This window comes from Nesterenkonia natronophila (assembly GCF_003595215.1).
In the GTDB taxonomy this organism is placed as follows: domain Bacteria; phylum Actinomycetota; class Actinomycetes; order Actinomycetales; family Micrococcaceae; genus Nesterenkonia; species Nesterenkonia natronophila.
In genome coordinates, this window is sequence record NZ_QYZP01000001.1 from 611,223 (window position 1) to 637,744 (window position 26,522).

Consider the following 26,522-nt stretch of genomic DNA (forward strand, 5'->3'; position numbering starts at 1 on the left):
TGAACTCACACGAGGGACCAGATATTCGGGGTGCCATTGGCTGCAGATCTGCAAATGAGGGTCTCCCGGTCGTTCTGACAAAGCTCGCGTGCAGTACCCATTCCTACTGCGTAGTAACCTAGCAGCATGCATGTGATCTTCCGTACCTTACTGATACTGCTCAAGTCACGACGTCGCCCCCGAATCACGCCCTGGGAAGCTTCTGAGATCACTTTGCGCGCGCTGCCTACTGACGTCGACATTCTGATGCACATCAACAATGGCCAGTATTTCAGCTTGTTCGACTTAGGCCGGTACGACATGATGGTGCGCTCCGGGCTCTGGGCTGGTGCCAAGAAACGAGGGTGGCACCCGGTGGTGCAGGCCGAGCAGATCACCTTCCGCAAATCAGTCAACTTCTGGACCAAATTCCAGATCCACACCAAATTCATTGGGGTGGACGATCGCTGTTTCTACATAGAGCACCGCGTGGTGGTGGACGGGGAAATCTACGTTCGTGCTCACGTGGCTGGACGGCTGATCGGCAAGAGCGGTCCAGTGCCCATTGCCGAGATCCTGGACATGGCGTCCGAGACCGGTCATCCAGTACCGGAGAACTTTCAGGTCAGTGAGGATCTCCATGCCTGGCGTCAAGACTTCGCCCTTCCTGCCTCCCGAAAGCCGGCACCCCACACAGGCTTCTGAGGCTCATCGTCATGAGGTGAGTGGTTGGCTGACCGTGCGCCTGGGCCACGGGCTGGCTAGTCTTGAGCTATGGAGCTCACCATCACCGGAATCCGCCGGTACCCCGTGAAGGCAATGGGCGGTGAATCCTTAGACATAGTGACCCTGGACCACCGCGGTCTGCTGGGGGACCGCTGGTATGCGGTGATGGACCAGGACGGAAGACTTGCCTCTGGCAAAGACGGCAGCCGGTTCCGGCGGTTCGACGCCGTCTTCGACTACGCTGCCCACACTCATGGCGATTCTGTCTGGGTCGTGGGGCCTGAGGGCACCTGGCAAGTCGGACAGCCGGAACTCGATGATGAGCTCTCTCGAGTTTTCGGGGTCCCGGTGGAGGTGAAGCCTGAAGCAGATGTGCCCCATTATGACGGGGGAGCGGTCTCCCTTATTGGAAGCGCGACCCTGGAGTGGATGGCCCAGCAGTGGGGCATCAATGCTGATCCGCGGCGCCTGCGCGCAAACCTGGTGCTTGAGACTCAGGAGCCTTTTGTTGAGGAGACGTGGGTCGGCCAGGAGTTGGAAATCGACACCCCCCTGGGTCCGAATGTTCGTTTGGTGGTCGAGCGCAGGATTCCGCGCTGCCGCACCGTTGATCTCGATCAGGATGGGGCTAGTGCAGAGGGACGCATGCTCAAGCTGCTGGGTAGACACCGTGAGCTCTGCGCCGCTGTCTACGCCCGGGTTGCGGGGCCCGGCACTATTTCCGAGGGTGACTCAGTGTGGGTCACGAAGCCCACGGTTTCAATCTGATGAGGGCCGACGGGTCCGACGCCAGTTGCGATAAGCCAGCACCGTGAGGATGGCGACGGCTGCCCAGCCGACAGCGACGATTCCACCAGTCAGGACAGATGGGTCGGCAATGAACGCGCCGACCGCCACCAATGAAAACTGGCCCGGGATGCAGGAGGCCAGGCTCGCCAGCACATAAGGGGTGTGCCTGACCCCAAAAGCTCCGCTGCCGTAGTTAACCGGCCAGTAGGGGATTCCTGGGACTAGCCGCAGCGTAGCCACGGCGTAGAACCCAGAGTCTCGCAGATGCTGCTCCACCGTCGCGCGATGCCGGCCCAGCAGCTTTCGCATGGTCTGTTTTCCCAGAGCGCGGGCCACCCAGTACGCTGCCCAGCAGCCCAGCATCACCCCCACTACCGACAAGATGGTCCCGGTGACCACGTCAAAGAGCAGTCCGCCTGCTACCGCCATGATCGTCACAGGAATTGGCGTCGTCGCCACGAGTGCGTATAGCCCCACGAACGCGATCCATCCCGCCCACCCCACCGCTTCGATGTTCTGCTGCAGCTCGTGCACAGGGGGAAGCTCGACGTTGAAGGCCACCCATAGGAGTCCGAGCACCACCAGGCCTAAGGCCATATTGCGCAGGACCGAGACCCATCGCTCCTGATCGTCCACCGGCTCTCCCAGCTCACGTGTCATGAGGGCAAGCTCACGGCAAGAGCTGAGGGGCTCGACGGCATCTACCGCATGCCCAGCGCCCGCTTGCGATTCACCTGCAGGGTGGCCCGCCTGATGGTGAAGAGCGAGATGATGGTGCCGACGTAGAAGAAGCCGATCGTGACCAGAAACAAGATGCCCTTAATGTATTTTCCGAGGTAGAAGTACTGCAGACCAGCCACGAAGAAGAATCCGAGGATAGTCAGTACCAGTGCGAGACCCGGGTCCTTCTGGGGGCCGTCGAATGCGCGGGAAGCCATAGGTTCAGTGTACTCAAAGGCGGTGATCTCCCTCGATTTCAGCCGAAAGCCCCTCCAGCAGACTCCTGAGGCTCAACTCGGTCAAGCTCTCACACAGTGGTTGCAGTACCTGCGCTTCGACTCCCCGGTACCAGCCGGTCCAGTGCCTCCTGCATGTGCTCCTCGATGGCCTCAACCAGCGACTCCGAATCGCCCGCAGCAATTGCCTCGGCAATTCTCTGGTGTTCTGCCACCTGGTCCTCTGGGTCTCGATACGTCCCCTGAAGGGCTGTCAGACACATTCGAGTCTCCACCATGAGGGTCTGATGCATCCGCTGGAGGCGCGCGCTGCCGGCGCCGCCGACCAATACCTCGTGAAAGCGGAGGTCGGCATCAGACAGCTGCGCTAATGCACCTTCTTCAGCTGCCCGCTGCATCGCCTCATACGCAGTTCTGAGCTCGGCGACGGCCTGCTGCTGCCCTTTCCGGATGATGGTGCGCCCAGCGGCCGTTTCAATAGCAATGCGGGCGGCGTAGAGGTCACGGATCTCATGCTCATCGAGTTCCTTGACAAACAGTCCGCGGTTCGGCTCCGCGCGTACCAGGCCTTCCTGCACAAGGCGCTGGGTGGCCTCACGCAGTGGACCGCGACTGACCCCGAACTCGGCCGCCAGAATCGCCTCCGAGAGTTGGGCACCCGGCCGGAGTCTGCCGTACATGATCGCCTCACGCAGCTGTCGGGTAATGAGCCCGGCGGTGGACTCGCGGTTGACCCGTTTGAACGACTGGGGGCTGGACATTCACGCTCCGATCCATGGATTGTTGACAATCCATTCTAGGTGCGCCGGGAGTCTGTGGCGTCTCACGGGCTGAAAAGTGAACCCAGTGCCGGCAGCTGAGGTCGTTTTACCCCTGCGATTCGCATCCCTTCCCAGATCGTGACCTGGTTGGCCGTCAAGACCGGTTTGCCCAGCGTCTGCTCCAGTTCATCGATCCACTGCAAGGAGTGCATCGCTGTGTCAGGCACGACCATTGCCTGTGCCGCGGGGAGATCCACGCTGCGAATCATCGCGAAAAGCTCCTTGCGGGCCATTTGGCCAACGGCAGCCGCAGTGAATACACCCTGGGACTGAAAGTTGACGACTTCGATGCCGCCTTCGAGCAGGAATTCTCGAAAGTGCGCGGCAAGCTCATGAGGATACGACGCCGCCACAGCCACCTCTTGCGCACCCAGCTCTTCGATCGCGCGGACAAACGCCAAAGAGGTTGATGACACGGGCAGTCCCGTGGCAGTGGCCAACCTTTGTGCCTGTTCGCGGGCGCCTTCCCAACCGTAGACGAAGCTGCCGGAGGTGCAGGCCCACATCACGGAGTCCACGTGGTGCTCTGCAAGGAGCCGTTCAGCGCCCTCCACCAGACGAGGGTGGGAGCCGGTTTCCAACAGTGCCTGCGGGGTGTGCTCGTCCACCCCTATTGTGGTGATGGTGACCGGCAGCCGCACAGGCGGGGTGCCGTCGTGGAGGAGACTGGCTTCATAGGCGGGATAGTCGTCTTCAGCTGCGTGGCCGGGGTAAAGGATGCCGACCGTGACCGATGTGCTCATGCTGGAGCGACTCCTTCCCGAGTGGCTTCCGGAGTGTGCTCTGGCTTGGAGTTGAGACAGGCGCGCAGAGCGGCGCCAGGACCGAAGTAGTCGCGGTCCGCCCGGCGCAGCGCGGCCCAGATGGTGGTCTGGTTCGCAGAGAGAACCGGTTTGCCAAGGTCCTGTTCCAGCTGATCGAGAATCTCATAGGTTGGAAGGTTGGTGCAGGCGATCAGTACAGCCTCGGCCTCGGGGGTGTCGGCGCGCCGAACAAGGTCATAGGTCGTCTGCCAGGGGACGGTCCAGATGCGCCCAGCCAGTCCCAGATGTGCTGCATGGACCAGCTTCACCCCGGCTTCTGCGAAGAACTGCCCGAAGAGCTCTACGATTGCCGTGTCATAGGGGGTAGCGGCTGCGATGGAGCTCAATCCCAGGGCGTGGACCGCCTCCAACAGAGCCCCTGAAGTCGTGACCGCGCTGGGAGTTCGTACGGGGGCGGGATCAGGGCACTCTTCAGGGTAGGAATCCGCCGCCTCCAGCTTTCGCATCGCTGTCGTCGAGGCCTTTCTTCCAGCCTCGGAGATCGTATGGGCCAGTCGACGCTCCCCGACGACGCCTCGTACGAAGCTGCCGGAAGTGCACCCATAGATGTACCCATCGGGATCAGTGGCTGAGACAGAGCGCACTGCCTTGCGGATGACTTCACGGCGAGAAATTGCGCGGGCCTGCTCGACGGTGACCGTCAGCGGCTCGAAGGGTGTGCGCGTGAACAGGAGGTCCAACTGGTCGAATCCGAAACTGTCCCGGGAGAATTGCCGGAGCTCACGGTCTAAGGCCATGTCGTAAGGCACCACAGCACCGATCGGGACAGCGAGTGGAGATGAGTTGGAGGGGTGTGCCGATGTCATAGATACCCCTTGCATGACGGCGAGATTCAGCTCTGCAGGATTGTTGACAATCTGCAGATTCAGTTTCTAATGTAGCACCCATGTCAGAGTCCCGTCAGGTCATCACCGTACTCCGCCCCGCCGACCCGGAATCCCCGCACTCTATTCCACCGGGACTCGACCAGATTTCGGACAGTGCCGAAGTACGCCTGACTGATGCCGAGCACATTGCTGGGGACATCGCAGGATCAGACGCCCTCTTCCTCTGGGATTTTTTCTCCGGGGCGCTGCAGGAGGCCTGGCCCGCCGCGGACCGTTTGAAGTGGATTCATGTGGCAGCAGCAGGTGTGGACACGCTGCTTTTCGACGAGCTGCGCGCTTCTGACGTGACGGTGACCAACTCACAAGGCATTTTCGACCGTCCGATCGCAGAGTGGGTACTCGGCGCGATCCTGGCAGAGGCCAAAGACTTCCACGGAAACTTCCGACTCAAGACTACGAAGACCTGGGACCATCGGGAGACGACCCGAGTACAAGGGGCCACCGCGATTGTGATCGGCACCGGCGCTATCGGTCGCGAGATCGCCCGACTGCTCACCTCCGTAGGCGTCAATGTGACCGGAGCTGGGCGTACTGCACGTGAGAATGATGAGGATTTCGGCGTCGTGGTCGCCTCTGAAGACCTGGAGGAGCACGTTGGCGGTTACGACATCATTGTCAACGCGGCACCGCTGACTGCAGCGACTGTCGGGCTGATAGGAGCGACGACCCTTGCTGCAGTGAAGCCCGGCGCGCACCTGATCAATATTGGTCGTGGCGCCTCAGTCGACGAGAACGCACTGATCACCGCCCTCCGTGAGGGGCCCTTGGGATTCGCTTCGTTGGACGTGTTCGAAGAAGAACCACTACCTCAGGACTCCGCTCTGTGGGAGTTGGAGAACGTGATGATTGCGTCCCATATGTCAGGCGACGTTCACGGCTGGCGTGACTCCCTGGCCGAGCTGTTTATCGACAACGCTCAACGATGGTTGGATGGAAAGAGCTTGTTCAACGTGGTGGACAAGGACAGGGGATACGTCCCAGGAAAGAGGAGCGCATCATGACCGATCTGGCTGAACTGACCGCCGCCGAACTGCTGGAGGGTTATGCTGCTGGCAGTTTCACACCAGTAGACGCCACTGAGGCGGCGTTGGATCGGATCGAGGCTCACAACACCGCCCTCAATGCCTTTGTGCTGGTGGACCGCAAATCGGCGCTCGCCTCAGCTGAGGCGTCAGCCAAACGGTGGCAGGCTGGAGAGACTCTGGGAACCGGTGATGGGGTCCCGACCTCCATCAAGGACATGTTCATCACCGCAGGATGGCCTACTCTGCGGGGGTCGACCCTCATTGACGATGCCGGCCCATGGGATGCCGATGCCCCCTGCGTGGCCCGGCTCCGTGAGAATGGTGCGGTGCTGCTGGGCAAAGTCTCCACGCCAGAGTTCGCGTGGAAGGGCACTACGGACAGTCAACGATTCGGCGCCACTGGCAACCCCTGGGACCCCGCCACCACAGCGGGCGGATCCTCCGGAGGGTCCTCAGCGGCAGTGGGTGCCGGAATGGGCCCTTGGTCAGTGGGAACTGACGCAGGAGGTTCAGTCAGAATTCCCGCAGCCTTCACCGGCACTGTGGCATTGAAGCCGACGTTTGGCATGGTGCCGATGTTCCCCGCTTCGCCGTTTGGGACTCTGGCCCATGCCGGACCAATGACTCGCAGTGTGGGGGATGCGGCTTTGCTGATGGACATCGTCACAGGCTTCGACTCGCGGGACTGGTCCGCGCTTCCTACCCCCACCACGCCGTTTACCGAAGGGCTCGAAGACGGCATCGAGGGACTTCGCATTGCATTCTCGCCGACTCTCGGATTTGGAAAGAACGCTCCGGAGGTAGAGCGATTGGCGCGTGAAGCTGTCACGGTGCTCGAGTCTCTGGGCGCAGTTGTCGAGGAGGTCGACCCGGGATTTGCCGACCCCGTGGAACCCTTCCACGTCCTGTGGTTCACCGGCGCCGCAAAGGTGGTCGCTGCCTACGGGCCAGGCGCCCTGGCCAAAGTGGACCCGGGTCTGCGGGCAGGAATTGAGCAGTACGCCGACGCCTCCGCGCAGGACTATCTTGACGCGACCGCTGTGCGTATGGACCTGGGAGTGCATATGGGCGCCTTCCACCAGCAGTATGATCTTCTGGTGACGCCGACCATGCCGATCACTGCTTTCGACCGCACCCGCCAGGCCCCCGACGGTTGGGGATCGGACCTGTGGACCTCCTGGACCCCCTACACCTACCCGTTCAACATGACTCAGCAGCCCGCAGCCTCGGTGCCGTGTGGGGTGTCCGACGATGGGTTACCGGTCGGTCTGCAGTTCGTGGCCGCCCGCACTCAGGATCGGCTGGTGCTGCGGGCCGCCAGAGCGTATGAGAAGGGCTCAGGGGAGAAGTTCACCCGTCCCGCCTCAGTGCCGGCGAAGCAAGGAACTGCCTGAGCGTGGCCAGGTACATCACAGTCACGTTGGAAAAACGCGGGGTGATATGCCTGGCCAGACTGCTCGACGATGCCGCTCCCCGCACCTGTGCGGCGGTGTGGGACGCCCTACCGCAGTCCGGTCAGGTCTACCACGGCAAATACGCGCGCAATGAGATCTATCACCTTGTGGAGGCCTTCGCCGCCCAAGAGCCGGGCAAGGAGAACACCACGGTGACGCCCATACCTGGGGATCTCTGCTATTTCGCCTTCGACTCAGATGACTTGGGCAACCCCGCCTACGGTTACGACGCCGGTGCCGATGTCCGTGCTGATCAACCCACGGCTGCTAAGCCGATCATCGATCTCGCGGTGTTCTACGGACGCAATAATCTGCTCATCAACGGTGATCAAGGCTGGATTCCCGGCAATGTTTTCGCCACCATCGTCGAGGGTCTAGACGAGCTTGCCGAAGCTTGTCAGTCCATCTGGATGGACGGCGCGCGGGGGGAGACCCTGACCTTCGCCCGCTCACACGCCGACTGAGCCTCCGATGCTGAGACCCGGTCATCCGAACTGGCCGGACACATACCGCTCGGTTTGTTGGTTGCTTGGATTGTTGAAGATCGTTGATGTGTCCGCGTATTCGATCAGCTTGCCGGGTTTGCCCGTGCCGGCGATGTTGAAGAACGCGGTTTTCTGGCTCACTCGTGCTGCCTGCTGCATGTTGTGAGTGACGATAGCGATCGTGTACTCCTGCTGAAGCTCAGAGATCAGGTCTTCGATCGCGAGGGTGGAGATCGGGTCGAGTGCGGAGCACGGCTCATCCATGAGAATGACCTCAGGCTTCACGGCTACGGTCCGGGCGATGCACAGGCGTTGCTGCTGACCTCCCGAGAGACCAGAGCCTGGTTTACCCAGGCGGTCCTTAACTTCGTTCCACAGATTCGCTCCTCGCAAAGCATCCTCAACGATGTCGTCAGCCTGTGACTTAGACATCCGCGAACCGTTGAGCTTGTAGCCGGCGAGAACATTCTCCCGGATACTCATGGTCGGAAAAGGGTTGGGACGCTGGAAAACCATACCGACCATTGAGCGCACAGTCACCGGGTCAACGCCGGGGCCGTAGATATTGTCGTCGTCCAGCAGCAGCTGCCCTTCGACTCGGGCTCCGGGGAGAACCTCATGCATACGATTGAGGCTCCTCAGGAGCGTCGTCTTTCCACACCCGGATGGCCCGATGAACGCCGTGACCGAACGTGGGGCGATGTTGATGTTGACTTCTTGGACTGCGAGAAAATCCCCATAGTAAACGTTAAGGTCCTTGGCGGTGATGCTCTTGGACATAGCTTAAACTCACTCTTCCTTCTGGTTCTTTTGAGTTTGTCAGCGGCCAGTCTTCTTGGGAGCGAAGATAGTGGCGATAAGGCGTGCCGTCAGGTTCAGGCCCATAACGATGATGATGAGCACCAGTGCCGCGGCCCACGCCCGCTGGTGAGAAGGGTCTGAAAAGTTCGGTGATGTTGGATTCTGGAACTGCCTGAAGATGTATACCGGCAGTGCCGTCATCCACCCTTGAAACAGGTTCCAGTTGTTACTGACCACGAAACCGGCCGTCACCAGTATCGGCGCCGTTTCGCCAATAACGCGAGCGATGGCCAGTGTCACACCGGCTGCGATTCCAGAGATTGCGGTGGGGATGACGACCTTAAGAATGGTTCGCCATTTGCGCACTCCCAGTGCGTAGGACGCCTCCCGCAATTCGTTGGGAACCACGCGGAGCATCTCTTCAGTGGTGCGAACGACGACCGGGATCATGAGCACAGACAGGGCGATGGCGGCGGTGATGCCCATGGTGGAACGGGTTGGCACAGGAAGTCCCAGACTGTTTCCCACTCCCAGGAACCATGCCATGGCAGCCGCGCCGAAGAGGCCCGCCACGATGGAAGGAATGCCGGTCATCACGTCTACGAAGAGCGTAATCGCTCGGGACAAGGTGCCGCCCCGCGCATACTCCACCAGGTAGATGGACGTCATCAGCCCAATGGGCACAGAGATGGACGTCGCCGTCAGGGTGATCAGAAGTGAACCTACTAGGGCGTGGCGGATACCACCCAGCACGGGTTCACCCTCTTCTTGACTTCGCTGATCCGTTGTTCCGTCAACCCCCTGCATGTCTGAGGCGAGGAATCCCGATTCCAGAAGTCCAGGAATCCCGGTCGAGGTGACCGACCAAATGACGGAGACTAAGGGAAGAAGCGCGATGACAAAAGCCAAGTACACCAAGTTCGCCCACATCTTGTCTGTGGCTTGGCGACGGTTGACCTTGACTCGTGTCACGCAGTAACTGATGACGAGGTAGAGAACCGCAGTCAGCACTAACCACAGCGCCAAGTTGAAGGAGATCAGGGCACTCAACGCCGCTCCCAGCACCGCCGCGATTGCAAGTACTACGAGACTTGTCCACCATGGCACACGGTTCTGAGCCAATGACGCGGGGCGGAGCAGGGGCGAGGGCTCTCTGGCCTGCTGCCGCGGCGGTTCGGCGGTTCCATCGACTACTGCGAGAGTTGGCTGCTGCTGTGTCTGGGTCATCAGTTGGCTCCAGAGAATTCTTTGTGACGGTTGACGATCCAGCGTGCTGTCATATTCACAATGAGGGTGATGATGAAGAGGACCAGTCCGATGGCGATCAGTTGAGCTTGGCGCTCGGACCCTGGAGGAGCCTCAGGGAAGCCGAGTGCGATCTCCGCCGGGATGGTGCTGTTGCCGGATGAGATGAGGGATGCTGACAGCAAGCCGGGTGAGAGCACAAGTGCCACGGCCATCGTCTCTCCGAGAGCTCGCCCGAGGCCCAACATCACACCCGAGATGATGCCGGCTCGGGCGAAGGGGAAGACCGCCATCATGATCATTTCCCAGCGTGTTGCTCCCAGGGCCAAAGCGGCCTCTTCGTGGAGTTTGGGTGTTTGAATGAAAATCTCTCGGCAGACTGAGGTAATGATGGGCAGAATCATCACCCCCAGGACTACTCCCGCGGTGAAGATGGTCCGACCTGTTTGTGAGGGAGCGCCCGCGAAAAGCGGAATGAACCCGAGGTTTTGGTGGAGCCAGCCATATACGGGCACAAGCGCGGGTCCCAGGAAGCTCATCCCCCAGGCTCCGTAGACCACGGAAGGTATCGCCGCGAGCAGATCAATCAGGTATCCAATGGACTTGCTCAGTCGGGGCGGAGCGAAGTGCGAAACGAAGAGGGCCACACCCACCGCCACCGGCGTCGCCAGCACCAGGGCGATCAGCGAAGCAATAAGTGTGCCGACCACCAACGGGTAGGCGTACTCGAGGAACTGCTCAAGAATGAGTCCCTCCTCTTCACGGTACACCGCCCCCACAGAATTGAAGCTGAGGAATATGGCAACGAATGAGAGCGTGACAAGGATTGCCGCCCCGGCGAGGAGCGCAACCCCGGAGAAGACTCTGTCCCCCATGACACCGCCGGAGTCGGAAGTGGTCAGTGGGTTGGTAGCGGGTTCTTGGCGGCCGGACTGGTCTGTCGGCTTAACTGGGGGATGAGACGCGCCAGAGCGGGTCATGGGGACTCCCTGCCTCGGTATGTATGCGTGTGGTAGTCAAGAACACTGGCCTGATGTGGATCAGGATCGTCAGAACCGCAGAGGCTGCGCTCCTTTGGACTCGGTGTCCACTGGGTCCCCATGTGATGAACTGAGTGACGCGTTCATTCAGCGACAGTGATTTCAGAGATCGCTTCCATAGCATTGCTGCGCAGCTCCTCTGACATCGGAGCGTTCCCCGCAGCGGATTCAGCGGTCTGCTGTCGATCTTCGGAGACCAGATACTCGGCGAATCCGATCGCAAGGTCTGTTGTCTCCTGGTCTGGATACTCATTGCAGAAAATGTTGTATGCGGCGAGCACGATCGGGTAAGCGCCTTCTTCTTCAGTATCGCGGTCGAGCTCGACTGCCATGTTGTTCGGTGCCTGGCCCTCAATTGGAGTGGATGCGGCTACCGCCTGCGATGCGGCTTCGGCATTGTGTTCAACGTAATCGTTGCCGACCCAAACTGCCACAGAGTTGAGTCCACCAATCTGCGAAGCATCTGCGTACGTAATGGCACCATCGGTCTGGGATGTCAGGTCGACGACACCGGAGTTCTGCTGTGCAGACTCAGCAGAGATGTCCGCAGGCCACGCGTCACTGGCTTCCCACTCCCACGTGCCTGCGGCGGCCTCCAAATACTCAGTGAAATTATCTGTGGTGCCGGAGTCGTCAGCGCGGTGAACAACAGTGATGGGAGTGCCCGGCAGGTCGATGCCTTCATTGTGCTCTGCAATGGCTGCGTCGTCCCATGTGGTGATGTCGCCGGAGAAGATACTGCCGATGGTGTCAGCATCGAGGTCAAGGGTGTCGTCAATGCCCTCGACATTGAACGCGACGGCAATGGGAGAGATGTACGCAGGAATGTGAAAGGCGCCGTCTGGACCGCAGATATCCTTGGATTGCTCCCATTCTTCGTCATCCATGGCTGAGTCTGACCCGGCCCAGTCATATTCGCCGCCAAGGAAGCCGTCGCGTCCGGCACCGGACCCTACTGAGGCGTAGTTGACCTGCGCCTCAGGTGCTACAGAAGCAAAGCCGTTCGTCCACGCCGTCATGGCTGCCTCCTGAGATGATGCACCGCCTCCCACCAGTGTTCCCTGCACCGCGCTGGTATCGGCGGCGCCATTGGCCTTGCCGTTGTCGTTGCCATCGTCGTTATCTGAGCCTGGGTTGTTAGCCTCTCCGCAAGCCACGAGTGCCAACGATGCGGCCGATAGGATGGCCGCTGCGCGGCCGAAACGTTCTAACTTCACTGTGTCCCTCTCTGAGGATTTTTCGTCAGCGCTGTCGGCAGAGACGCCGCGCTGCAAACTGCTGTGGCTCATGAGGCTCTCACGCACGGAGTCACTCCTCATGGCGGAGCCGAGTGTCACGCTAAGGAGGGCAAGTGACAAGAAGTTGCTATGTGAGTGAACTGAGAGTGAACAGCAGAAGGCAAGAACCTTCGGTCCCTGGAAAGTTGCCCGCGACCAACCCGTGTAAATACATTGATATTCTTCGATGAATACCGCAGACTGGCATACATCGAAATGCGTCAATGAATGGAGCAGCTGATGGGCCACAGCACGCGCACTGACGAGGAACTTCCGGTGATTGTGATCGGCGCCGGACCGGTAGGCCTGGCTGCCGCGGCCCACCTGCTGGAGCACGGCATAGAGCCGCTGGTCCTGGAAGCTGGCGACCAGCCCGGATCCGCCGTCGCCGCCTGGGGACACATCAAGCTCTTTTCGCCGTGGAGATACAATATCGACGCCGCCTGCCGCCGACTCCTTGACGCTGCAGGGTGGAGTGCTCCGAGCCCCACCAAACTGCCAACGGGTCATCAGTTGGTCGAGGAGTACCTCCAACCGCTGGTGCGCAACACCGTTCTGGCGCAGAAGATCCAGTTCGGAGCGCTGGTCACTGGGATAAGCCGGGGTGGCAGGGACAAGACACACGCTGCTGCCCGTCGGGGAGCCCCGTACCAAGTGCGAGTAGACACTCGCGGCGCATCCGCCGACCTACATGCTCGGGTAGTGATAGATGCCTCCGGGACGTGGTTACAGCCGAACCCGATGGGGGCAGCCGGTCTGCCTGCACTCGGGGAGAAGGATCCTTCCGTAGAACAGCATCTCCTTGGGGCACTGCCTGATGTGCTCGGCACCGCTCGTCCGCGGGTGGGCGGCAAGCGGGTCCTGGTTGTCGGGGCCGGGCACAGCGCCACCAACACGCTGCTCAACCTTGCGGCACTGAAACGGGAGGAGAAGCACACCGAGATCCTGTGGGCGATTCGCGGCGAGAGCGCGGATCGCAGCTTCGGCGGCGGGGTCAGCGATGGGCTGCCGGAGCGGGGCGCGCTGGGTCAAAGACTGCGCCGGTTGGTTGAAGCTGGACATATCCAGGTGATGACCTCCGCCTCCGTGCAGCGCTTATGCGCCGCGGAGCCAGATGGAGTCACGGTGCAGTTCACAGATGGGCGAGCGGTCACGGTCAGCGAGGTGGCGGCTGCCACGGGATTTCGGCCCGATCTTGAGGTGCTTCGGGAACTGCGCCTGGACCTGGATCCCGGTGTGGAGTCTCCGACTCAGTTGGCGCCGCTCATTGATCCGGAGTTCCATTCCTGCGGTACCGTTCCGGCGCACGGGGTTGAGGTGCTCACCCACCCTGAAGACGACTTCTTCGTAGCTGGGATGAAGTCTTACGGACGAGCGCCCACTTTCCTGCTGGCCACCGGATACGAGCAGGTTCGCTCCATCGCTGCGCATCTAGCGGGAAGCGACCCCACTCCCATCGATCTTCACCTGCCTGAGACCGGGGTTTGCAACGCCGGCGACCCGGACCACGCTGAGGATCCGCACGCGCTCGCTGTCGCGACCAGCGACGCCCCGGGAGCAGAACCGGCGATGATCGGTGTGTCCACGGGCCTGCAGCACGGCCGCAGCGGGCAATGAAAGGCCGCATTTGGGCCCCCAGGTGAAGTGCTCCAGTGGTGTTCACCTCTGATCGCTCCGGCTACTGTAAGCAAATGAAGGTATGGAACAATCGATCAGCCTTTGTGCGGTGGACCAAGTTTACTGAGTGGCCGATGGCATTCGTCGCCCTGGCATTTCTCGGGGTCTACTCCTATGTGGTGATAGGTGACCTGCGTCAGACGCAGATTGAATGGCCCTTCCGGGTGATGAACGCAGTGTGGGTTCTGTTCGCCGTGGACTACGTCGTCTCGCTCATCCTTGTTCCCTACACCAAGAAGTGGTTCTTCACTCATCTGCACGAACTGGCCATAGTGCTCCTGCCAGCGCTGAGGCCCCTGCGCCTGCTGAGGCTGGTCACGGCGCTGGGAGTCCTGCAGCGTTCGGCTGGTACTGCGCTGCGAGGAAAAGTCATACTCTACGTGGCATTTACCTCCCTGCTTCTGATGATCATGGCCTCCCTCGCCGTGCTTGACGCTGAGCAGAACGCTCCCGGGGCCAACATCGTGAGTTTCGGCGACGCTCTGTGGTGGTCTGCTGTCACCGTGACCAGCGTCGGTTACGGAGACTTCTACCCGATTACGGGTCTCGGACGCGGCATCGCTGTGATCCTGATGGCCTGCGGACTCGTGCTACTGGGGACCGTCACCGCCACGCTGGCCAGCTGGTTAGTAGAGAGACTCGAGCAGAAGGTCGGGGCGACGCGCGACGACGCAAGCGACTCTGGCTAGCAAGCGACCCGAGCCCCGCGGCTCAAGACATGGATGATCTGCAGGCCAGCGGAGAGGCGGGTGTTAGGGACCGTATAGTGCGTGGATTGTGAGATTGCGAGCTTGCCGGGTTCTGCGTATCATTGTTCTTCGTCTGCTTGGCTGAGTTGCGCCTTTTCACAGGGTGCAGCGCCGGAAACAGTTCAAGCGCCGCCTAAACTTTGCACCGTCCACGCGGTCTCCGCGTGTCCGTAGGCAACTTCGGTTGGATCTCACCCAGCCTGGTCGTCCTCGTACCGGTGTCAGTGAAACGGTCCGCACCAGTGGGCCTTCAAACAGCATCTACGTACAGAAACTCAAGAGGAGTGATCATGGCAGCACGTTGCCAGGTGACGGGAGTGGGGCCGCAGTTCGGCAACCAAATCTCGCACTCGCACCGCCGCACCAAGCGCCGGTTCGACCCAAATATCCAGCGGAAGACCTACTGGGTTCCTTCGCTGGGCCGCAAGGTGACCCTGAACCTGTCGGTCAAGGGCATCAAGACCATTGACGTGCGCGGTATCGACGCGGTCGTCGCCGATATGTTGAAGCGAGGTGAGAAGCTCTAATGGCAAAGGACAAGGACGTACGTCCCATCATCAAGCTGAAGTCGACTGCCGGTACGGGCTTCACCTACGTGACTCGCAAGAACCGCCGCAACAACCCTGACCGCATTGTGCTGAAGAAGTACGATCCGGTTGTCCGTAAGCACGTCGACTTCCGAGAGGAGCGCTGATCATGGCCAAGACCTCCAAGATCGTAAAGAACGAAAAGCGTAAGGTCATCGTCGAGCGCTACGCCGAGAAGCGTGCTCAGTTGAAGAAGACTCTCGTAGACCCCAAGGCCTCTGACGAGGACCGCGAGGCTGCTCGTGTGGGCCTGCAGAAGCTCCCGCGTGATGCGTCCCCCATCCGTGTGCGTAACCGCGACGCAATCGATGGTCGCCCCCGCGGCACCTTCCAGAAGTTCGGAATCTCCCGTATTCGGTTCCGCGATATGGCGCACCGCGGTGAGCTGCCCGGAATCACCAAGAGCTCCTGGTAATCGGCAATAACTGAACAACGAAAAAGGCGGGGTCTTCCTGAGGGAGGCCCCGCCTTTCCGTATGCCAACACGTGAAACTCCTGGAAACACGCTGTTAAAACGCTGTTTAATGCCCAGTTCGGGGCCTGGCGTGGTAAGTTGCCAAACTGAAAGCCCTAATACGGCCGCAGATCCGCAGAATGACGCGGAAGTTCGGCCTCACGGGACAGGAACAAATCAGTCCAGGAGGACAAACACATGGCACTGAACCGTAGCGAGCTCGTTGCAGCAGTCGCAGAGAAGTCCGGCAACTCCCAGGCGGCCGTCAACGGCGTGCTGGATTCCGTCTTCGAGGTCTTCACTGAGCAGGTCTCCAAGGGCGAGAAGGTCTCCATCCCCGGCTGGCTGTCTGTGGAGCGCACAGAGCGCGCCGCACGCACCGGCAGGAACCCGCAGACCGGCGAGAGCATTGAGATCCCCGCCGGCTATTCTGTGAAGCTCTCCGCAGGATCCAAGCTGAAAGCCGCTGCCACGGGCAAGTGAGCTCAAGCTTGATCCCGTGTGCGGCTTCCTGAGCTGCGCCACCCGGTGACCCCCGTCTCACTCGAGAGACCGGGGGTCACCGGCGTTTTCGACAACTTGTAGAATTTCTTCTATGTCATTGTTCCGCCTATCGCAGTTGCTTGCTCAGCCAGACATTGAGACCGACGCCCCCAGCTGGGCACCCATCCTCTTCGCAGGTGGCGCGTTTATCGTTGTCAGTCTCGTGCTGATTCTCATGTGGAAGAAACTCCGACAGTCCGAGCAGTGGCGCGGCGATGAGGGGCCACGGGATGACTCCGATCGGCGCTGAGCGAAGGGTCTGGGCCGCACCGCTGCCCCTGACCGCCGCGGCCATCTCCGCAGGATTAATCGCCCTCATAGTGGCAGGCCTCGGCACCGGTATTGGGCAGGGTGGTGCCATCTCGGACCCGGGACCGATCACCCGGTGGGGGCTGCCCGCTGCACGCTACACTCACCACCTCGCCATGGCCACGACGGTGGCTGCCGCAATACTGGCGACCGTCGCCATCCCCTTCCGCACCGGGCCGCGCAACAGACAGGACCGACAAGCGGGCCAAGAACACCCGCTCTATACCCGCACTATGCAGATCGCTATGGCGGCTTCAGTGGTGTGGACAATCGCGGCCATCGCAGTTCTGGTGCTTACTTTCTCCTCCCTTGCAGGACTGCCCGTCTCCACGGATCAAGGATTCTCTGAGGGATTCTTTGACTACACACTGAATATCGCCACAGGCCAGGCCTGGCTGACCATCGTGCTCATCGCGGGACTGTGTGCCACCCTGCTAGCGGCCGTTCGCCAGCCGGCGGGAGTCGGGTTCCTAGCAGTACTGGGTCTCAGCGCAATCGTGCCGATGGCTATGGTGGGTCACTCAGCCTCCGGCGATGATCACACCGCAGCAGTCAATTCTCTGGGTCTGCACCTCTTGGGAGTGGTGGTGTGGGTCGGTGGGCTCATGGTACTTGCGCTGCTGGCGCCGCAGATCGCCCACACCGCACGAAACCTCAGCGCACGTGATCAGGGGGGTCCGGAGATACTCGAGACCCTGCTGCGGCGCTATTCAGTGCTAGCCGGCCTGGCACTGGTCACGGTCGCTGCGTCCGGCGTGATTAACGCCGATCTCCGGGTTTCGGGTCTCGATCAACTGCTGGGCACTGACTACGGGCGAATGCTTGCGGTCAAGACCGCCGCCACATTAGCGCTGGCCGGCATCGGCTTCGCCCACAGGCGGTGGATCATTCCACGTGTCCTCAGCTCTTCCCGCCTTCTGTGGCAACTGATCATTGTCGAGCTCGTCCTGATGAGCACTGTGATCGGGATCAGCGCCGTATTAGGCCGCACACCACCTCCGGTGCCGCAGGACCTTCCCCCCGACGCCACCCCAGCCCGGATCCTGACGGGCTACGACCTGCCGCCCGAACCGGAGCTGAGCAACTTCTTCACTCTCTGGCGCCCAGATTGGCTGTGGATTGCCATCGTGCTGTTCCTCGGCATCTGGTACATACGGGCGGTGCTCCAGGTTCGGTCCCGCGGAATCAGTTGGCCGATAATGCGGGCAGTCTCCTGGCTGCTCGGCCTGGCCGTGCTCCTGTGGGTCACCTCTGGCGGGCCAGCCGTCTACGGGATGGTCACCTTCTCCGGGCACATGATTCAGCACATGACCCTGACCATGGTCGCTCCGATCTTCCTGGTCATGGGGTCCCCCGTCACGTTGGCTATGCGCGCACTCCCGGTGCGCAGGGACGGGACCAGAGGTCCCCGGGAATGGATCCTATGGTTGGTGCACTCCACGTGGTCGAAGATCATCACTCACCCGATCGTCGCCGCAGTGAACTTCGCTGGCTCCATCCTGCTGTTCTACTACACGCCGATATTCGGGCTCTCGCTGGAATTTCACCTGGGTCATATCCTCATGACCGTCCACTTCCTCCTTACTGGCTACATCTTTGCGCTCGTGCTCATCGGACGGGACCCGCTTCCTGCACGCCCGCCCCACTTCGCACGGGTGATCATACTGCTCGCCACCATGGTCTTCCACGCTTTCTTCGCTGTCGCGCTGATGTCCACGGAGCAGCTGATCCAGCCGGACTGGTTTGGCAACATGGGTCATGGTTGGTTCCCCGCGATTGAGGACCAACACAGGGGCACCGAGTTGATGTGGGGCCTCGGTGAAGTCCCAGCCGTCGTGATGGGGGTCATCGTCTGTATCCAGTGGGCCAAAGATGACCGCCGGGAGACCAAGCGGTTGGACCGAGAAGCCGAACGCACCGGAGACGCCGAGCTGGAGGCCTACAACGAGATGTTTGAACAGATGTCCGAGAAGGGCCCTGTTCCGCGCAGTTAACACTGAGTCATGGATGGAACAGAACAGTTGCGCGATTGGTTGACTCAACTGATAGAGACGCTCCTGAGATTCCCAGAAGGAAACACCGCATGACAGAGACGATCCGGCGGACCAGCCGTGTGCGCGCATCCGAGCTGCTGGGCCGAAACTGGCTCAACACCGGCGGAAAACAGCTCAGTCTTGAGCAGCTGCGCGGGAAGATCATCATTTTGGATTTCTGGACCTTCTGCTGCATCAACTGTCTGCACGTGCTGGATGAACTCCGCCCGCTGGAGGATCAGTACTCAGACGTTCTGGTCACTGTAGGTGTCCACTCGCCCAAGTTCGAGCACGAGGCCGATCCTGACGCCTTGGCCGCCGCGGTGGAGCGTTACGAGATTGAACACCCTGTACTCGATGACCCGGAGCTGATCACCTGGCAGGCCTATTCAGCGCGCGCTTGGCCCACGCTTGTGGTGGTGGACCCAGAAGGCTACATCGCCGCGTCTCTCTCCGGCGAAGGCCATGTGGCTGGCCTGTCCTCACTGTTGGACGAACTGATCGCCGAACACGAGGATAAGGGCACACTGCACCGCGGTGACGGGCCCTACGTGGCCCCTGAGCCGGTCTCGCGCACTTTGCGGTTCCCCGCCAAGGCGATACCGCTCAACCGTACTCTCAACGGCTCAGCAGAGGGCTTCCTCGTCGCCGACACCGGACATCACAGAGTCGTGCAGTTGGGCCCTGACCTGGAGACCGTCGTTCAAGCCTGGGGCTCTGGCGGGAAGGGCCACACCGACGGACCCGCGGAGACTGCTCAGTTCAACGAACCCCAGGGAATCTCCCTCCTGCCCGAGAAAATCGCTGACCAGGTCGGATACGACATCGTGGTCGCTGATACGGTCAACCACAGGTTGCGCGGCATCAACGCATCCACCGGGGAAGTGAGCACCCTCGCCGGCAACGGGGTCCAGCGACTCCTCGACGCCGAACGCACACGCACCACCCAGGTCGTGGGATCCTTGGGTACCCGGCCACTGAAGATCTCGCTCTCCTCTCCGTGGGACGTCCTCTGGTCGGACAACCTGGGCAGCGTCGTGGTGGCCATGGCAGGAACCCATCAGCTGTTCACCTTCGACCCGGTCACCAGCGAACTTGCCGTCTACGCCGGCACCGGACTGGAAGGACTGGTAGATGGGGAAGCGGAGGAGGCCTGGTTCGCTCAAACTTCAGGTCTCACAGAAGACTCTCTCGGAGATCTCTGGATCGCGGACTCCGAAACCTCCGCACTGCGAGTTCTCCGCACATCCGTCAGCAGTGCGGCTCCCGCGGTGGAGACCCTCATCGGGGAAGGGCTGTACGACTTCGGCTTCCGCGACGGAGAACCCGCTCAGGCGCGCATGCAGCACCCTTTGGGCGTCACCGCCCTCCCGGATGGCTCCGTTTTGGTCGCAGACACCTACAACGGCGCGATCCGCAGGTACAAAGCCGAGCACACCGCCCCCGACGGCACCACTGTCCCCGCAGAGGTCTCCACCGTGGCTCGCGGTCTCAAGGAACCTTCAGACGTCCTGCTGGATGCCGATGGCAACACGCTGCTTGTGGTGGAGACCAACGCCCACCAGCTGATCCGGATCGCCGTGCCTGATGAGTACCTCACCGTTGACGAAGGGGCTACCCAGACGCAACGTCCCCTCACCCCAGTGAAAGCTGGAGAGTTCGGGCTCAGCGTCAGTTTCCAGGCCCCGACCGGGCAGAAGCTCGATTACCGGTGGGGCGACCCCACTCAGCTGCAGGTGTCCTCCACCCCCGCCGATCTCATAACCTCCGGAGCGGGGGCCACCGAGGGTCTCTACCGCACCCTGCAGCTGAATGCCGACATCACCGAAGGTGTTCTGCACATCACCGCACGAGCAGCAGCCTGTGACGGCGATCCCGGGGAGGACATTCCCATGCACGCCGCCTGCCACCTCTACCAGCAGGACTGGGGAATCCCAGTGGTACTCGACGATGTCGGCGACCAGGAGCTCAACCTGGACCTGCGAGGTCTGAAGTAGCGGGGCGAACAACTGGGAACCCCGTCCCCGGGTGATCAAAATGACAACGAACAGCCAGCAGAAATCTCTCAGCTACTCCTGAGCCGGCAGAATTGGATAAGCTCAGTCACATACCTTCGACACCCACGGCATAATGGCGAAAGGCGCGTGAGCATATGACCACTATGGTCGTCGTCGCGAGCAAGCACGGCTCCACCGCGGAGATTGGCGAGCGAATCGCTGCTGTCCTCTCCGCCCGAGGAGTGAAGGCCCACGTCAAAGACGTCGGTGAGGCCGCGAAGTGGCTCTACGAAACAGACAACGTGGTGGTCGGGATCCCGGTCTACCGGCAAAAGCTCATGAACGAGGGTGTGCTCTTCTTGGAGGCGAACCGCACTGAGCTGACGGGCAAGCCGCTCTTTCTGTTCGCCGTCGGGGGTGGGCCTACCTTAGACCCGAAACTGGTGAACCAGCTGAAACAGTTCCCCCACCGCGAAGTCACCTACTTCCGCGGAGCAATGGACGAGTCGAAGATGAGCTTCTTCGAGAAGCTTCAGCTCAAGGTGGCTAAGGCCCCACGTGAGGCAGACCTCCGGGACTGGCCCGCTATCGAGGACTGGGCTGAGGGTCTGCTCGCCTACGGCGTCAACTGAACCTTGCGGCCAATGGTTGGACTCGACGCGGATCGGCTGCGCACTCACTTTCCAGCTCTAGAGTCGGGAGTCGCGTTCTTCGACGCACCAGGCGGGACCCAAACCCCGCGCCAGGTCGGCGAAGCGATCGCCGAAACTCTCACTGCACCGCTGTCCAATCGGGGCCTCCAATCCGTTTCGGAGATGAATGCGGAACGGGTCGTGCGCGACTTTCGCCACGCTTTTGCTGACCTTCTGGCCGCGGACCCTCAGGGGCTCGTCTACGGGCGCAGCGCCACCCAACTCACCTACGACTTCTCCCGTCACCTGTCAAAGCACTGGGGTCCTGACGATGAAGTGGTCGTGACACGGCTGGATCATGATTCCAATGTCCGGCCGTGGGTGCAGGCCGCTGAACGCACTGGTGCGCGACTGCGGTGGATCGACGTGGACCCTGAGACGGCTGAGCTTGACACCTCTGCTCTCGACTCCGTCCTCACAACGGCCACTCGGGTGGTCGCGGTCACGGCAGCTTCAAACCTCGTAGGCACCATTCCTGATGTGGCCGCCTTGGCTGAGGCCGCCCACAGCGTCGGCGCCCTGGTGTATGTGGATGGAGTGCACTACACCGCGCACCATCATGTGGACATCTCCGAGCTTGGCGCTGATTTCTTTGTGTGCTCACCGTACAAGTTCCTCGGGCCGCACTGTGCCCTCCTGGCAGCGGCACCGGAGCTGCTGGAATCCATCACACCGGATAAGCTCGTGCCCTCCCCGGATGATGTGCCGGAACGCTTCGAGCTCGGCACCCTTCCCTATGAAACGATGGCCGGTGCCACCGCCGCCGTCGACTTCATTGCCGGCTTGGGCTCGGGCTCTGGGGACCGGCGCGAGCTCCTGAGAAACGCCCACCACCTGATCAGCACACACGAACAGGCACTCGCTGCGAGGATCCTGCAGACTCTGGAGCAGGATCTGCATGGCAGCGTGACGGTGCACTCGGCAGCAGCGAACCGTACTCCCACGCTGTTCCTCAGTTTTCCCGGCAGGCGCTCGCAAGACGTCTCCGCAGCGCTCCACCGTGCGGGCGTTCACGCACCTGCAGGCTCCTTCTACGCCTACGAGACCTTCCGCCGGCTCGGCATCGACGACCAGGGTGGTCTGCGCCTCGGGATGGCTCCCTACACCACCGACGACGACGTCGACCGCCTACTAGAGGCCCTCACCTCAGCGGTTTCTGCAGCTACCTGAAGGAGACACCACTATGCCAGATGGTGACACCGCTGCCGTGGAGACACGGATGCTCAACGATGGCACCACGCTGCCAGCCATTGGTCTCGGCACGTACACGCTGCGCGGACAGGCTGGCGCTGGAGCCATCACCACCGCAATCGAATCCGGGTATCGACTGTTGGACTCTGCGTACAACTATGAGAACGAAGGTGCGGTGGGCGCAGGCATTGCCGCTGCCGCAGCTGATCGTGACCAGCTGCGGGTCACCACGAAACTGCCTGGTCGGTACCACGAACGGCTGCAGGCCGTCGCTGCTGTTGAGGAGTCGCTCTTCCGCGCCGGGCTGGATTACTTCGACCTCTGCCTGATTCACTGGCCCAATCCCAAACAAGGGAAGTACGTGGAGGCTTGGGAGACGCTCATTGAGCTGCGGGAGCGGGGACTGCTGCGATCCATCGGGGTCAGCAACTTCCTGGGCGAGCATCTGGAGACACTGCAGCAGGAGACAGGCGTGCTGCCCAGCGTCAATCAGCTCGAAATTCATCCGTGGTTCCCCCAGGCGGCTGCGATCAGCGAGAACCGCGAATTGGGTATCGCCGTGCAGGCGTGGAGCCCTGTGGGTCGTCAGACGGATCTGAAGCGTCAGCCTGTTATTGCTCAGGTCGCAGCCGAAGTGGGTCGAAGCGAGGTGCAGACTCTGCTTCGCTGGCATATTCAGCGTGGAACGATCCCCATCCCAAAGTCTGCTGATCCCCAGCGCCAGCGCGAGAACCTGGAGGTCTTCGACTTCACGCTGACGGCGGATCAAGTGGATCGTATCTCGTCACTGGGCCGCCCAAACGGCCGACTGAAGAACCAGGACCCTGCCGTGTACGAGGAGTTCTGACCATCCGGCATGCCGGACAGAGCTGCAGGCTACGCTGCGGCGCCGCCGAATCTCGAAGGAATCACGGAACTCCACGCTTCTTTGAGCTCATCCAGGCCGATTCCGAAGCTGCCGTCCTGGAACGCGCCGGCCACCTCGATGCCACCGGATTCGGCGTCCACCACGCCTAGACGCAGCGCTGGGAACCCACGAGCGGTAGTCATATCAGTGAACCTCAGCTCTTCCGAACGGGGCAGCGAAACTAGGACACGTGCCTGTGACTCACTGAATAGGGCCGTGAACGGATCGACACCATCACGCTCGCACAGCTCGTGCAGCGACGTCCGAGACCCTACTCCGAAGCGCAGGCTCATCTCCGCCAGCGCAGCAGCGAGTCCACCCTCAGAGAGGTCATGGGCTGCGTCGATCATCCCGTCCCGCGAAGCGTTGATCAGGATTTCGCCGAGCGTCTTCTCTGCTATCAAGTCCACTGCAGGAGGCTGGCCGCCCAGATGCCCACGCATCCGTGCATACTCGGAACCGTCGAGTTCATCGCGGGTGGTGCCCAGCAGATAGATGGCCTGGCCATCGGCCCAGCGCTGAAAGCCGGAGGGTGTGCGCCTGGAGACGTCGTCGAACTTGCCGAGCACTCCGACGACCGGCGTGGGGTGGATTGCCCGCCCTGCGGTCTGGTTGTACAGACTCACATTCCCTCCGGTGACCGGAATGCCGAGCTCCATGCACGCGTCGGCAAGGCCGCGCACAGCTTCTGCGAACTGCCACATGATGTCCGGATCTTCGGGCGAGCCGAAGTTCAGACAGTCACTGACAGCCAGCGGCACCGCCCCAGCAGTTGCCACATTCCGGTAGGACTCGGCCAACGCCAATTGAGCACCCCGGTAAGGGTCCAGGTAGGCATAACGATCATTGCAGTCAGTAGCCAGCCCGATACCCAGGCCGGTGCGATCGTCTACGCGGATCACGCCGGCGTCATCGGGCTGTGACAGGGCAGTATTGCCTCCGACGAAGCGGTCGAACTGGTCGGTGACCCAGGACTTGTCAGCCATATTAGGGCTCGACATCAGCTCCACGACCGCCTGCCCCAGGTCCTCTGCCGAAGCGGGGAGATCCCCACCGGCCGCTGAGGACCGGAAAGTATCGGTCTGTAGGCGGTCTTGCCATTCTGGGCGGTGGTAGGGGCGGTCATACACCGGGCCGTCGTGGGCCACGGTACGTGGGTCGACGTCCACAATAGTGTCGCCGTCCCACTCGATGATGAGCCGGCCAGTGTCGGTGACCTCGCCCAGCCAGGAGTGTTCCACACCCCACTTATCCATGACAGCTTCAAAGTTTGCGGCGTTCTCCGGGGTGACGACCGCCATCATGCGTTCCTGGGACTCTGACATGAGGATCTCACCAGGGGTGAGGGACGGGTCGCGCAGCAGCACATTGGTCAGCTCTACGTGCATCCCGCCTTCCCCGTTGGAGGCCAGCTCTGAGGTGGCACAGCTGATGCCTGCCGCGCCGAGATCCTGGATGCCTTCCACCAGATTGTTATGGAAGAGCTCCAGACAGCACTCAATGAGCACCTTCTCCGCAAAGGGGTCACCCACCTGAACTGCGGGGCGCTTGGAAGGTTTGGTGTCGTCGAAGGACTCTGAGGCGAGCACGGAGGCGCCACCAATACCGTCACCGCCGGTCCGGGCGCCGAAGAGCACCACTTTGTTGCCCACCCCGGAGGCATTGGCCAGCCGCAGGTCTTCGTGCTTGAGCACACCCACAGCCAGCGCGTTGACCAGCGGGTTCTGCTGGTACACGGAATCGAAGACGACCTCACCTCCGACGTTCGGCAGGCCCAGTGAGTTCCCATAGCCGCCGATGCCGGCCACCACGCCCGGCAGCACACGTTGGGTGTCGGGGTGGTCGATGTCGCCGAAGCGCAGCGGGTCCATCACGCCCACCGGTCGCGCACCCATTGAGATGATGTCGCGGACGATCCCGCCGATGCCCGTGGCCGCACCCTGGTAGGGCTCCACATAGCTGGGGTGGTTATGAGACTCGATCTTGAACGTCACGGCCCAACCGTCGCCGAGATCGGTGACTCCGGCGTTCTCCCCGATGCCGACCATCAGGTCCTTCTGCATCTCCTCGGTGACCTTCTCGCCAAACTGGCGCAGGTGCACCTTGGAGGACTTGTACGAGCAGTGCTCGGACCACATCACCGAGTACATCGCCAGCTCGGCTGCGGTGGGCCGTCGGCCGAGAATCTCGAGAATCCGAGCATATTCGTCCTGTTTCAGGCCGAGCTCGGCCCAGGGCAGTTCCGTTTCGGGAGTGTCGGCGGCGTTCGTCACCGTGTCAATGTTGAAGTCGTTCACGCATTTCCCCCTGTCAGTGACGAGACCACGGAGGTGAAGATCGTCAGTCCATCAGTTCCTTCGCGCAGCCCGGTGGCGTCGTTGGGTCCGTAACCGGCTTCCACCGCGTGTTCGGGATGCGGCATAAGCCCCACCACATTCCCCCGCTCATTGGTCACCCCGGCAATATCATTGCGTGAGCCGTTGGGAGACTCGCCCACGTAGCGAAAGACCACTCTTCCCTGATCCTCCAAGGTGCTCAGCGTGGCGTCGTCGACTACGTACTGTCCGTCCTGGTTCTTCATGGGCACCGTGATGAGCTCATCCTGAGTGAACTGTGAGGTCCAGGCCGTTCCCGTGTTTTCCACGCGCAGCACCTGGTCGCGGCAGATGAACTTGAGGTGATCGTTCTTGATCATCGAGCCCGGCAACAGGTGGGCCTCGGTAAGGATCTGGAATCCGTTGCAGATGCCCAGCACTGGGAGCGGGGAGGCAGTGGTCGCCTCGGCCTCGACAATGATGGTGTTCATCACAGGCGCAAACCGGGCGATGGCTCCGGCGCGCAGATAGTCACCGTAGCTGAAGCCACCGGGAAGGATGACGGCGTCGACCTCGTGGAGTGAATCGTCAGCGTGCCAGAGCGACACTGGAGTCCCTCCGCCGAGCCGGACGGCGCGAGCGGCGTCACGATCATCAAGGGTCCCCGGGAAGGTCACCACTCCGATGCGGGCGTCGGTCAGTGGGGCAGTCTCGGGCATCGTGTGATCACCGATGAGAGGAGTATCAGCGCTCATGTGC

The 26,522-nt window shown here is 61.4% G+C and carries 28 protein-coding genes; 17 read left to right on the forward strand and 11 right to left on the reverse strand.

Annotation, left to right across the window (positions count from 1 at the left end):
- Positions 1-126 precede the first annotated feature (126 nt).
- Entirely contained in the window at positions 127-684 is a 558-nt protein-coding gene (locus D3250_RS02840) for an acyl-CoA thioesterase (RefSeq protein ID WP_119901820.1), read from the forward strand.
- Positions 685-753: 69 nt separating this feature from the next.
- On the forward strand, positions 754-1,473 hold the full coding sequence (locus tag D3250_RS02845) for an MOSC domain-containing protein (RefSeq protein WP_119901821.1): 720 nt from the start codon (positions 754-756) through the stop codon (positions 1,471-1,473).
- On the opposite strand, the gene D3250_RS02850 is transcribed toward D3250_RS02845, so the two are convergent.
- The 5 genes from D3250_RS02850 to D3250_RS02870 all read right to left on the reverse strand — a co-directional run bounded on the left by D3250_RS02850 (position 1,465) and on the right by D3250_RS02870 (position 4,901).
- On the reverse strand, positions 1,465-2,154 hold the full coding sequence (locus D3250_RS02850; RefSeq protein ID WP_119901822.1) for a TVP38/TMEM64 family protein: 690 nt from the start codon (positions 2,152-2,154) through the stop codon (positions 1,465-1,467). The two genes, D3250_RS02845 and D3250_RS02850, sit on opposite strands and share 9 nt — an antisense overlap.
- Positions 2,155-2,195: 41 nt before the next feature.
- Entirely contained in the window at positions 2,196-2,432 is a 237-nt protein-coding gene (locus D3250_RS02855) for a TM2 domain-containing protein (RefSeq protein ID WP_119901823.1), read from the reverse strand.
- Positions 2,433-2,521: 89 nt separating this feature from the next.
- Positions 2,522-3,211, reverse strand: a complete 690-nt coding sequence (locus D3250_RS02860) for a GntR family transcriptional regulator (RefSeq protein WP_119901824.1) — start codon at positions 3,209-3,211, stop codon at positions 2,522-2,524.
- 62 nt (positions 3,212-3,273) lie between these two features.
- Positions 3,274-4,014 (reverse strand): maleate cis-trans isomerase family protein, encoded by a 741-nt coding sequence (locus D3250_RS02865; RefSeq protein WP_119901825.1) that lies wholly within the window; start codon positions 4,012-4,014, stop codon positions 3,274-3,276.
- Positions 4,011-4,901 (reverse strand): maleate cis-trans isomerase family protein, encoded by an 891-nt coding sequence (locus tag D3250_RS02870; protein WP_158583053.1) that lies wholly within the window; start codon positions 4,899-4,901, stop codon positions 4,011-4,013. The genes D3250_RS02865 and D3250_RS02870 overlap by 4 nt, the downstream gene beginning before the upstream one ends.
- Positions 4,902-4,981: 80 nt before the next feature.
- Here D3250_RS02870 and D3250_RS02875 point away from each other — a divergent pair, with 80 nt between their 5' ends.
- The 3 genes from D3250_RS02875 to D3250_RS02885 are packed head-to-tail and all read left to right on the forward strand — an operon-like array spanning position 4,982 to position 7,925.
- Entirely contained in the window at positions 4,982-5,983 is a 1,002-nt protein-coding gene (locus D3250_RS02875) for a D-2-hydroxyacid dehydrogenase (RefSeq protein ID WP_119901826.1), read from the forward strand.
- Entirely contained in the window at positions 5,980-7,401 is a 1,422-nt protein-coding gene (locus D3250_RS02880; RefSeq protein WP_119901827.1) for an amidase, read from the forward strand. The genes D3250_RS02875 and D3250_RS02880 overlap by 4 nt, the downstream gene beginning before the upstream one ends.
- 2 nt (positions 7,402-7,403) lie before the next feature.
- Positions 7,404-7,925 carry a DUF3830 family protein gene (locus D3250_RS02885; RefSeq protein ID WP_119901828.1) on the forward strand — a complete coding sequence of 174 codons (522 nt, stop codon included), beginning with the start codon at positions 7,404-7,406 and terminating at the stop codon, positions 7,923-7,925.
- A gap of 21 nt (positions 7,926-7,946) precedes the next feature.
- Here the strand turns inward: D3250_RS02885 and pstB are convergent, their stop codons facing one another.
- The 4 genes from pstB to pstS all read right to left on the reverse strand — a co-directional run bounded on the left by pstB (position 7,947) and on the right by pstS (position 12,336).
- The gene (gene pstB / locus D3250_RS02890; RefSeq protein ID WP_119901829.1) at positions 7,947-8,726 is read right to left on the reverse strand and encodes a phosphate ABC transporter ATP-binding protein PstB; all 780 of its coding nucleotides are present in this window, start codon (positions 8,724-8,726) and stop codon (positions 7,947-7,949) included.
- A gap of 39 nt (positions 8,727-8,765) precedes the next feature.
- Positions 8,766-9,974 carry a phosphate ABC transporter permease PstA gene (pstA, locus tag D3250_RS02895; RefSeq protein WP_119901830.1) on the reverse strand — a complete coding sequence of 403 codons (1,209 nt, stop codon included), beginning with the start codon at positions 9,972-9,974 and terminating at the stop codon, positions 8,766-8,768.
- Positions 9,974-10,867, reverse strand: a complete 894-nt coding sequence (gene pstC, locus D3250_RS02900; RefSeq protein ID WP_192892560.1) for a phosphate ABC transporter permease subunit PstC — start codon at positions 10,865-10,867, stop codon at positions 9,974-9,976. Before pstC ends, pstA begins: the two co-directional genes overlap by 1 nt.
- Before the next feature lie 248 nt (positions 10,868-11,115).
- Positions 11,116-12,336, reverse strand: a complete 1,221-nt coding sequence (gene pstS / locus D3250_RS02905; protein WP_318778939.1) for a phosphate ABC transporter substrate-binding protein PstS — start codon at positions 12,334-12,336, stop codon at positions 11,116-11,118.
- A 213-nt stretch (positions 12,337-12,549) separates the two neighbouring features.
- Between pstS and D3250_RS02910 the strand changes: the two genes are divergently transcribed.
- The 12 genes from D3250_RS02910 to D3250_RS02965 all read left to right on the forward strand — a co-directional run bounded on the left by D3250_RS02910 (position 12,550) and on the right by D3250_RS02965 (position 23,388).
- Positions 12,550-13,926, forward strand: coding sequence for an FAD-dependent oxidoreductase (locus D3250_RS02910; protein ID WP_119901832.1), 1,377 nt, complete (start codon positions 12,550-12,552; stop codon positions 13,924-13,926).
- A gap of 134 nt (positions 13,927-14,060) precedes the next feature.
- The gene (locus D3250_RS02915; protein ID WP_158583054.1) at positions 14,061-14,675 is read left to right on the forward strand and encodes a potassium channel family protein; all 615 of its coding nucleotides are present in this window, start codon (positions 14,061-14,063) and stop codon (positions 14,673-14,675) included.
- 350 nt (positions 14,676-15,025) lie between these two features.
- The gene (rpmB, locus tag D3250_RS02920; protein ID WP_119901834.1) at positions 15,026-15,262 is read left to right on the forward strand and encodes a 50S ribosomal protein L28; all 237 of its coding nucleotides are present in this window, start codon (positions 15,026-15,028) and stop codon (positions 15,260-15,262) included.
- A complete protein-coding gene (gene rpmG / locus D3250_RS02925) occupies positions 15,262-15,429 on the forward strand; it encodes a 50S ribosomal protein L33 (protein WP_022872124.1) in 168 nt (55 codons plus the stop codon). The genes rpmB and rpmG overlap by 1 nt, the downstream gene beginning before the upstream one ends.
- 2 nt (positions 15,430-15,431) lie before the next feature.
- Complete coding sequence (gene rpsN / locus D3250_RS02930; protein WP_119901835.1) at positions 15,432-15,737, forward strand: 30S ribosomal protein S14; 306 nt, start codon at positions 15,432-15,434, stop codon at positions 15,735-15,737.
- A gap of 237 nt (positions 15,738-15,974) precedes the next feature.
- Entirely contained in the window at positions 15,975-16,259 is a 285-nt protein-coding gene (locus D3250_RS02935) for an HU family DNA-binding protein (protein WP_119901836.1), read from the forward strand.
- 112 nt (positions 16,260-16,371) lie between these two features.
- Complete coding sequence (locus D3250_RS02940) at positions 16,372-16,569, forward strand: hypothetical protein (RefSeq protein WP_119901837.1); 198 nt, start codon at positions 16,372-16,374, stop codon at positions 16,567-16,569.
- Entirely contained in the window at positions 16,550-18,622 is a 2,073-nt protein-coding gene (locus D3250_RS02945) for a bifunctional copper resistance protein CopD/cytochrome c oxidase assembly protein (protein WP_225973099.1), read from the forward strand. The genes D3250_RS02940 and D3250_RS02945 overlap by 20 nt, the downstream gene beginning before the upstream one ends.
- An 89-nt stretch (positions 18,623-18,711) precedes the next feature.
- A complete protein-coding gene (locus D3250_RS02950; protein WP_119901839.1) occupies positions 18,712-20,658 on the forward strand; it encodes an NHL domain-containing thioredoxin family protein in 1,947 nt (648 codons plus the stop codon).
- A gap of 155 nt (positions 20,659-20,813) precedes the next feature.
- Positions 20,814-21,290 carry a flavodoxin domain-containing protein gene (locus tag D3250_RS02955; protein ID WP_119901840.1) on the forward strand — a complete coding sequence of 159 codons (477 nt, stop codon included), beginning with the start codon at positions 20,814-20,816 and terminating at the stop codon, positions 21,288-21,290.
- 12 nt (positions 21,291-21,302) lie between these two features.
- The gene (locus D3250_RS02960; RefSeq protein WP_119901841.1) at positions 21,303-22,520 is read left to right on the forward strand and encodes a cysteine desulfurase-like protein; all 1,218 of its coding nucleotides are present in this window, start codon (positions 21,303-21,305) and stop codon (positions 22,518-22,520) included.
- Between the two features lie 13 nt (positions 22,521-22,533).
- Positions 22,534-23,388, forward strand: coding sequence for an aldo/keto reductase (locus D3250_RS02965; RefSeq protein WP_225973100.1), 855 nt, complete (start codon positions 22,534-22,536; stop codon positions 23,386-23,388).
- Between the two features lie 29 nt (positions 23,389-23,417).
- Here D3250_RS02965 and purL read toward each other — a convergent pair whose 3' ends face one another.
- The gene (gene purL / locus D3250_RS02970; protein WP_119901842.1) at positions 23,418-25,745 is read right to left on the reverse strand and encodes a phosphoribosylformylglycinamidine synthase subunit PurL; all 2,328 of its coding nucleotides are present in this window, start codon (positions 25,743-25,745) and stop codon (positions 23,418-23,420) included.
- Positions 25,742-26,518: a phosphoribosylformylglycinamidine synthase subunit PurQ gene (purQ, locus tag D3250_RS02975; protein WP_119901843.1), complete on the reverse strand. Its 777-nt coding sequence runs from the start codon at positions 26,516-26,518 to the stop codon at positions 25,742-25,744. Before purQ ends, purL begins: the two co-directional genes overlap by 4 nt.
- Positions 26,519-26,522: the final 4 nt, after the last annotated feature.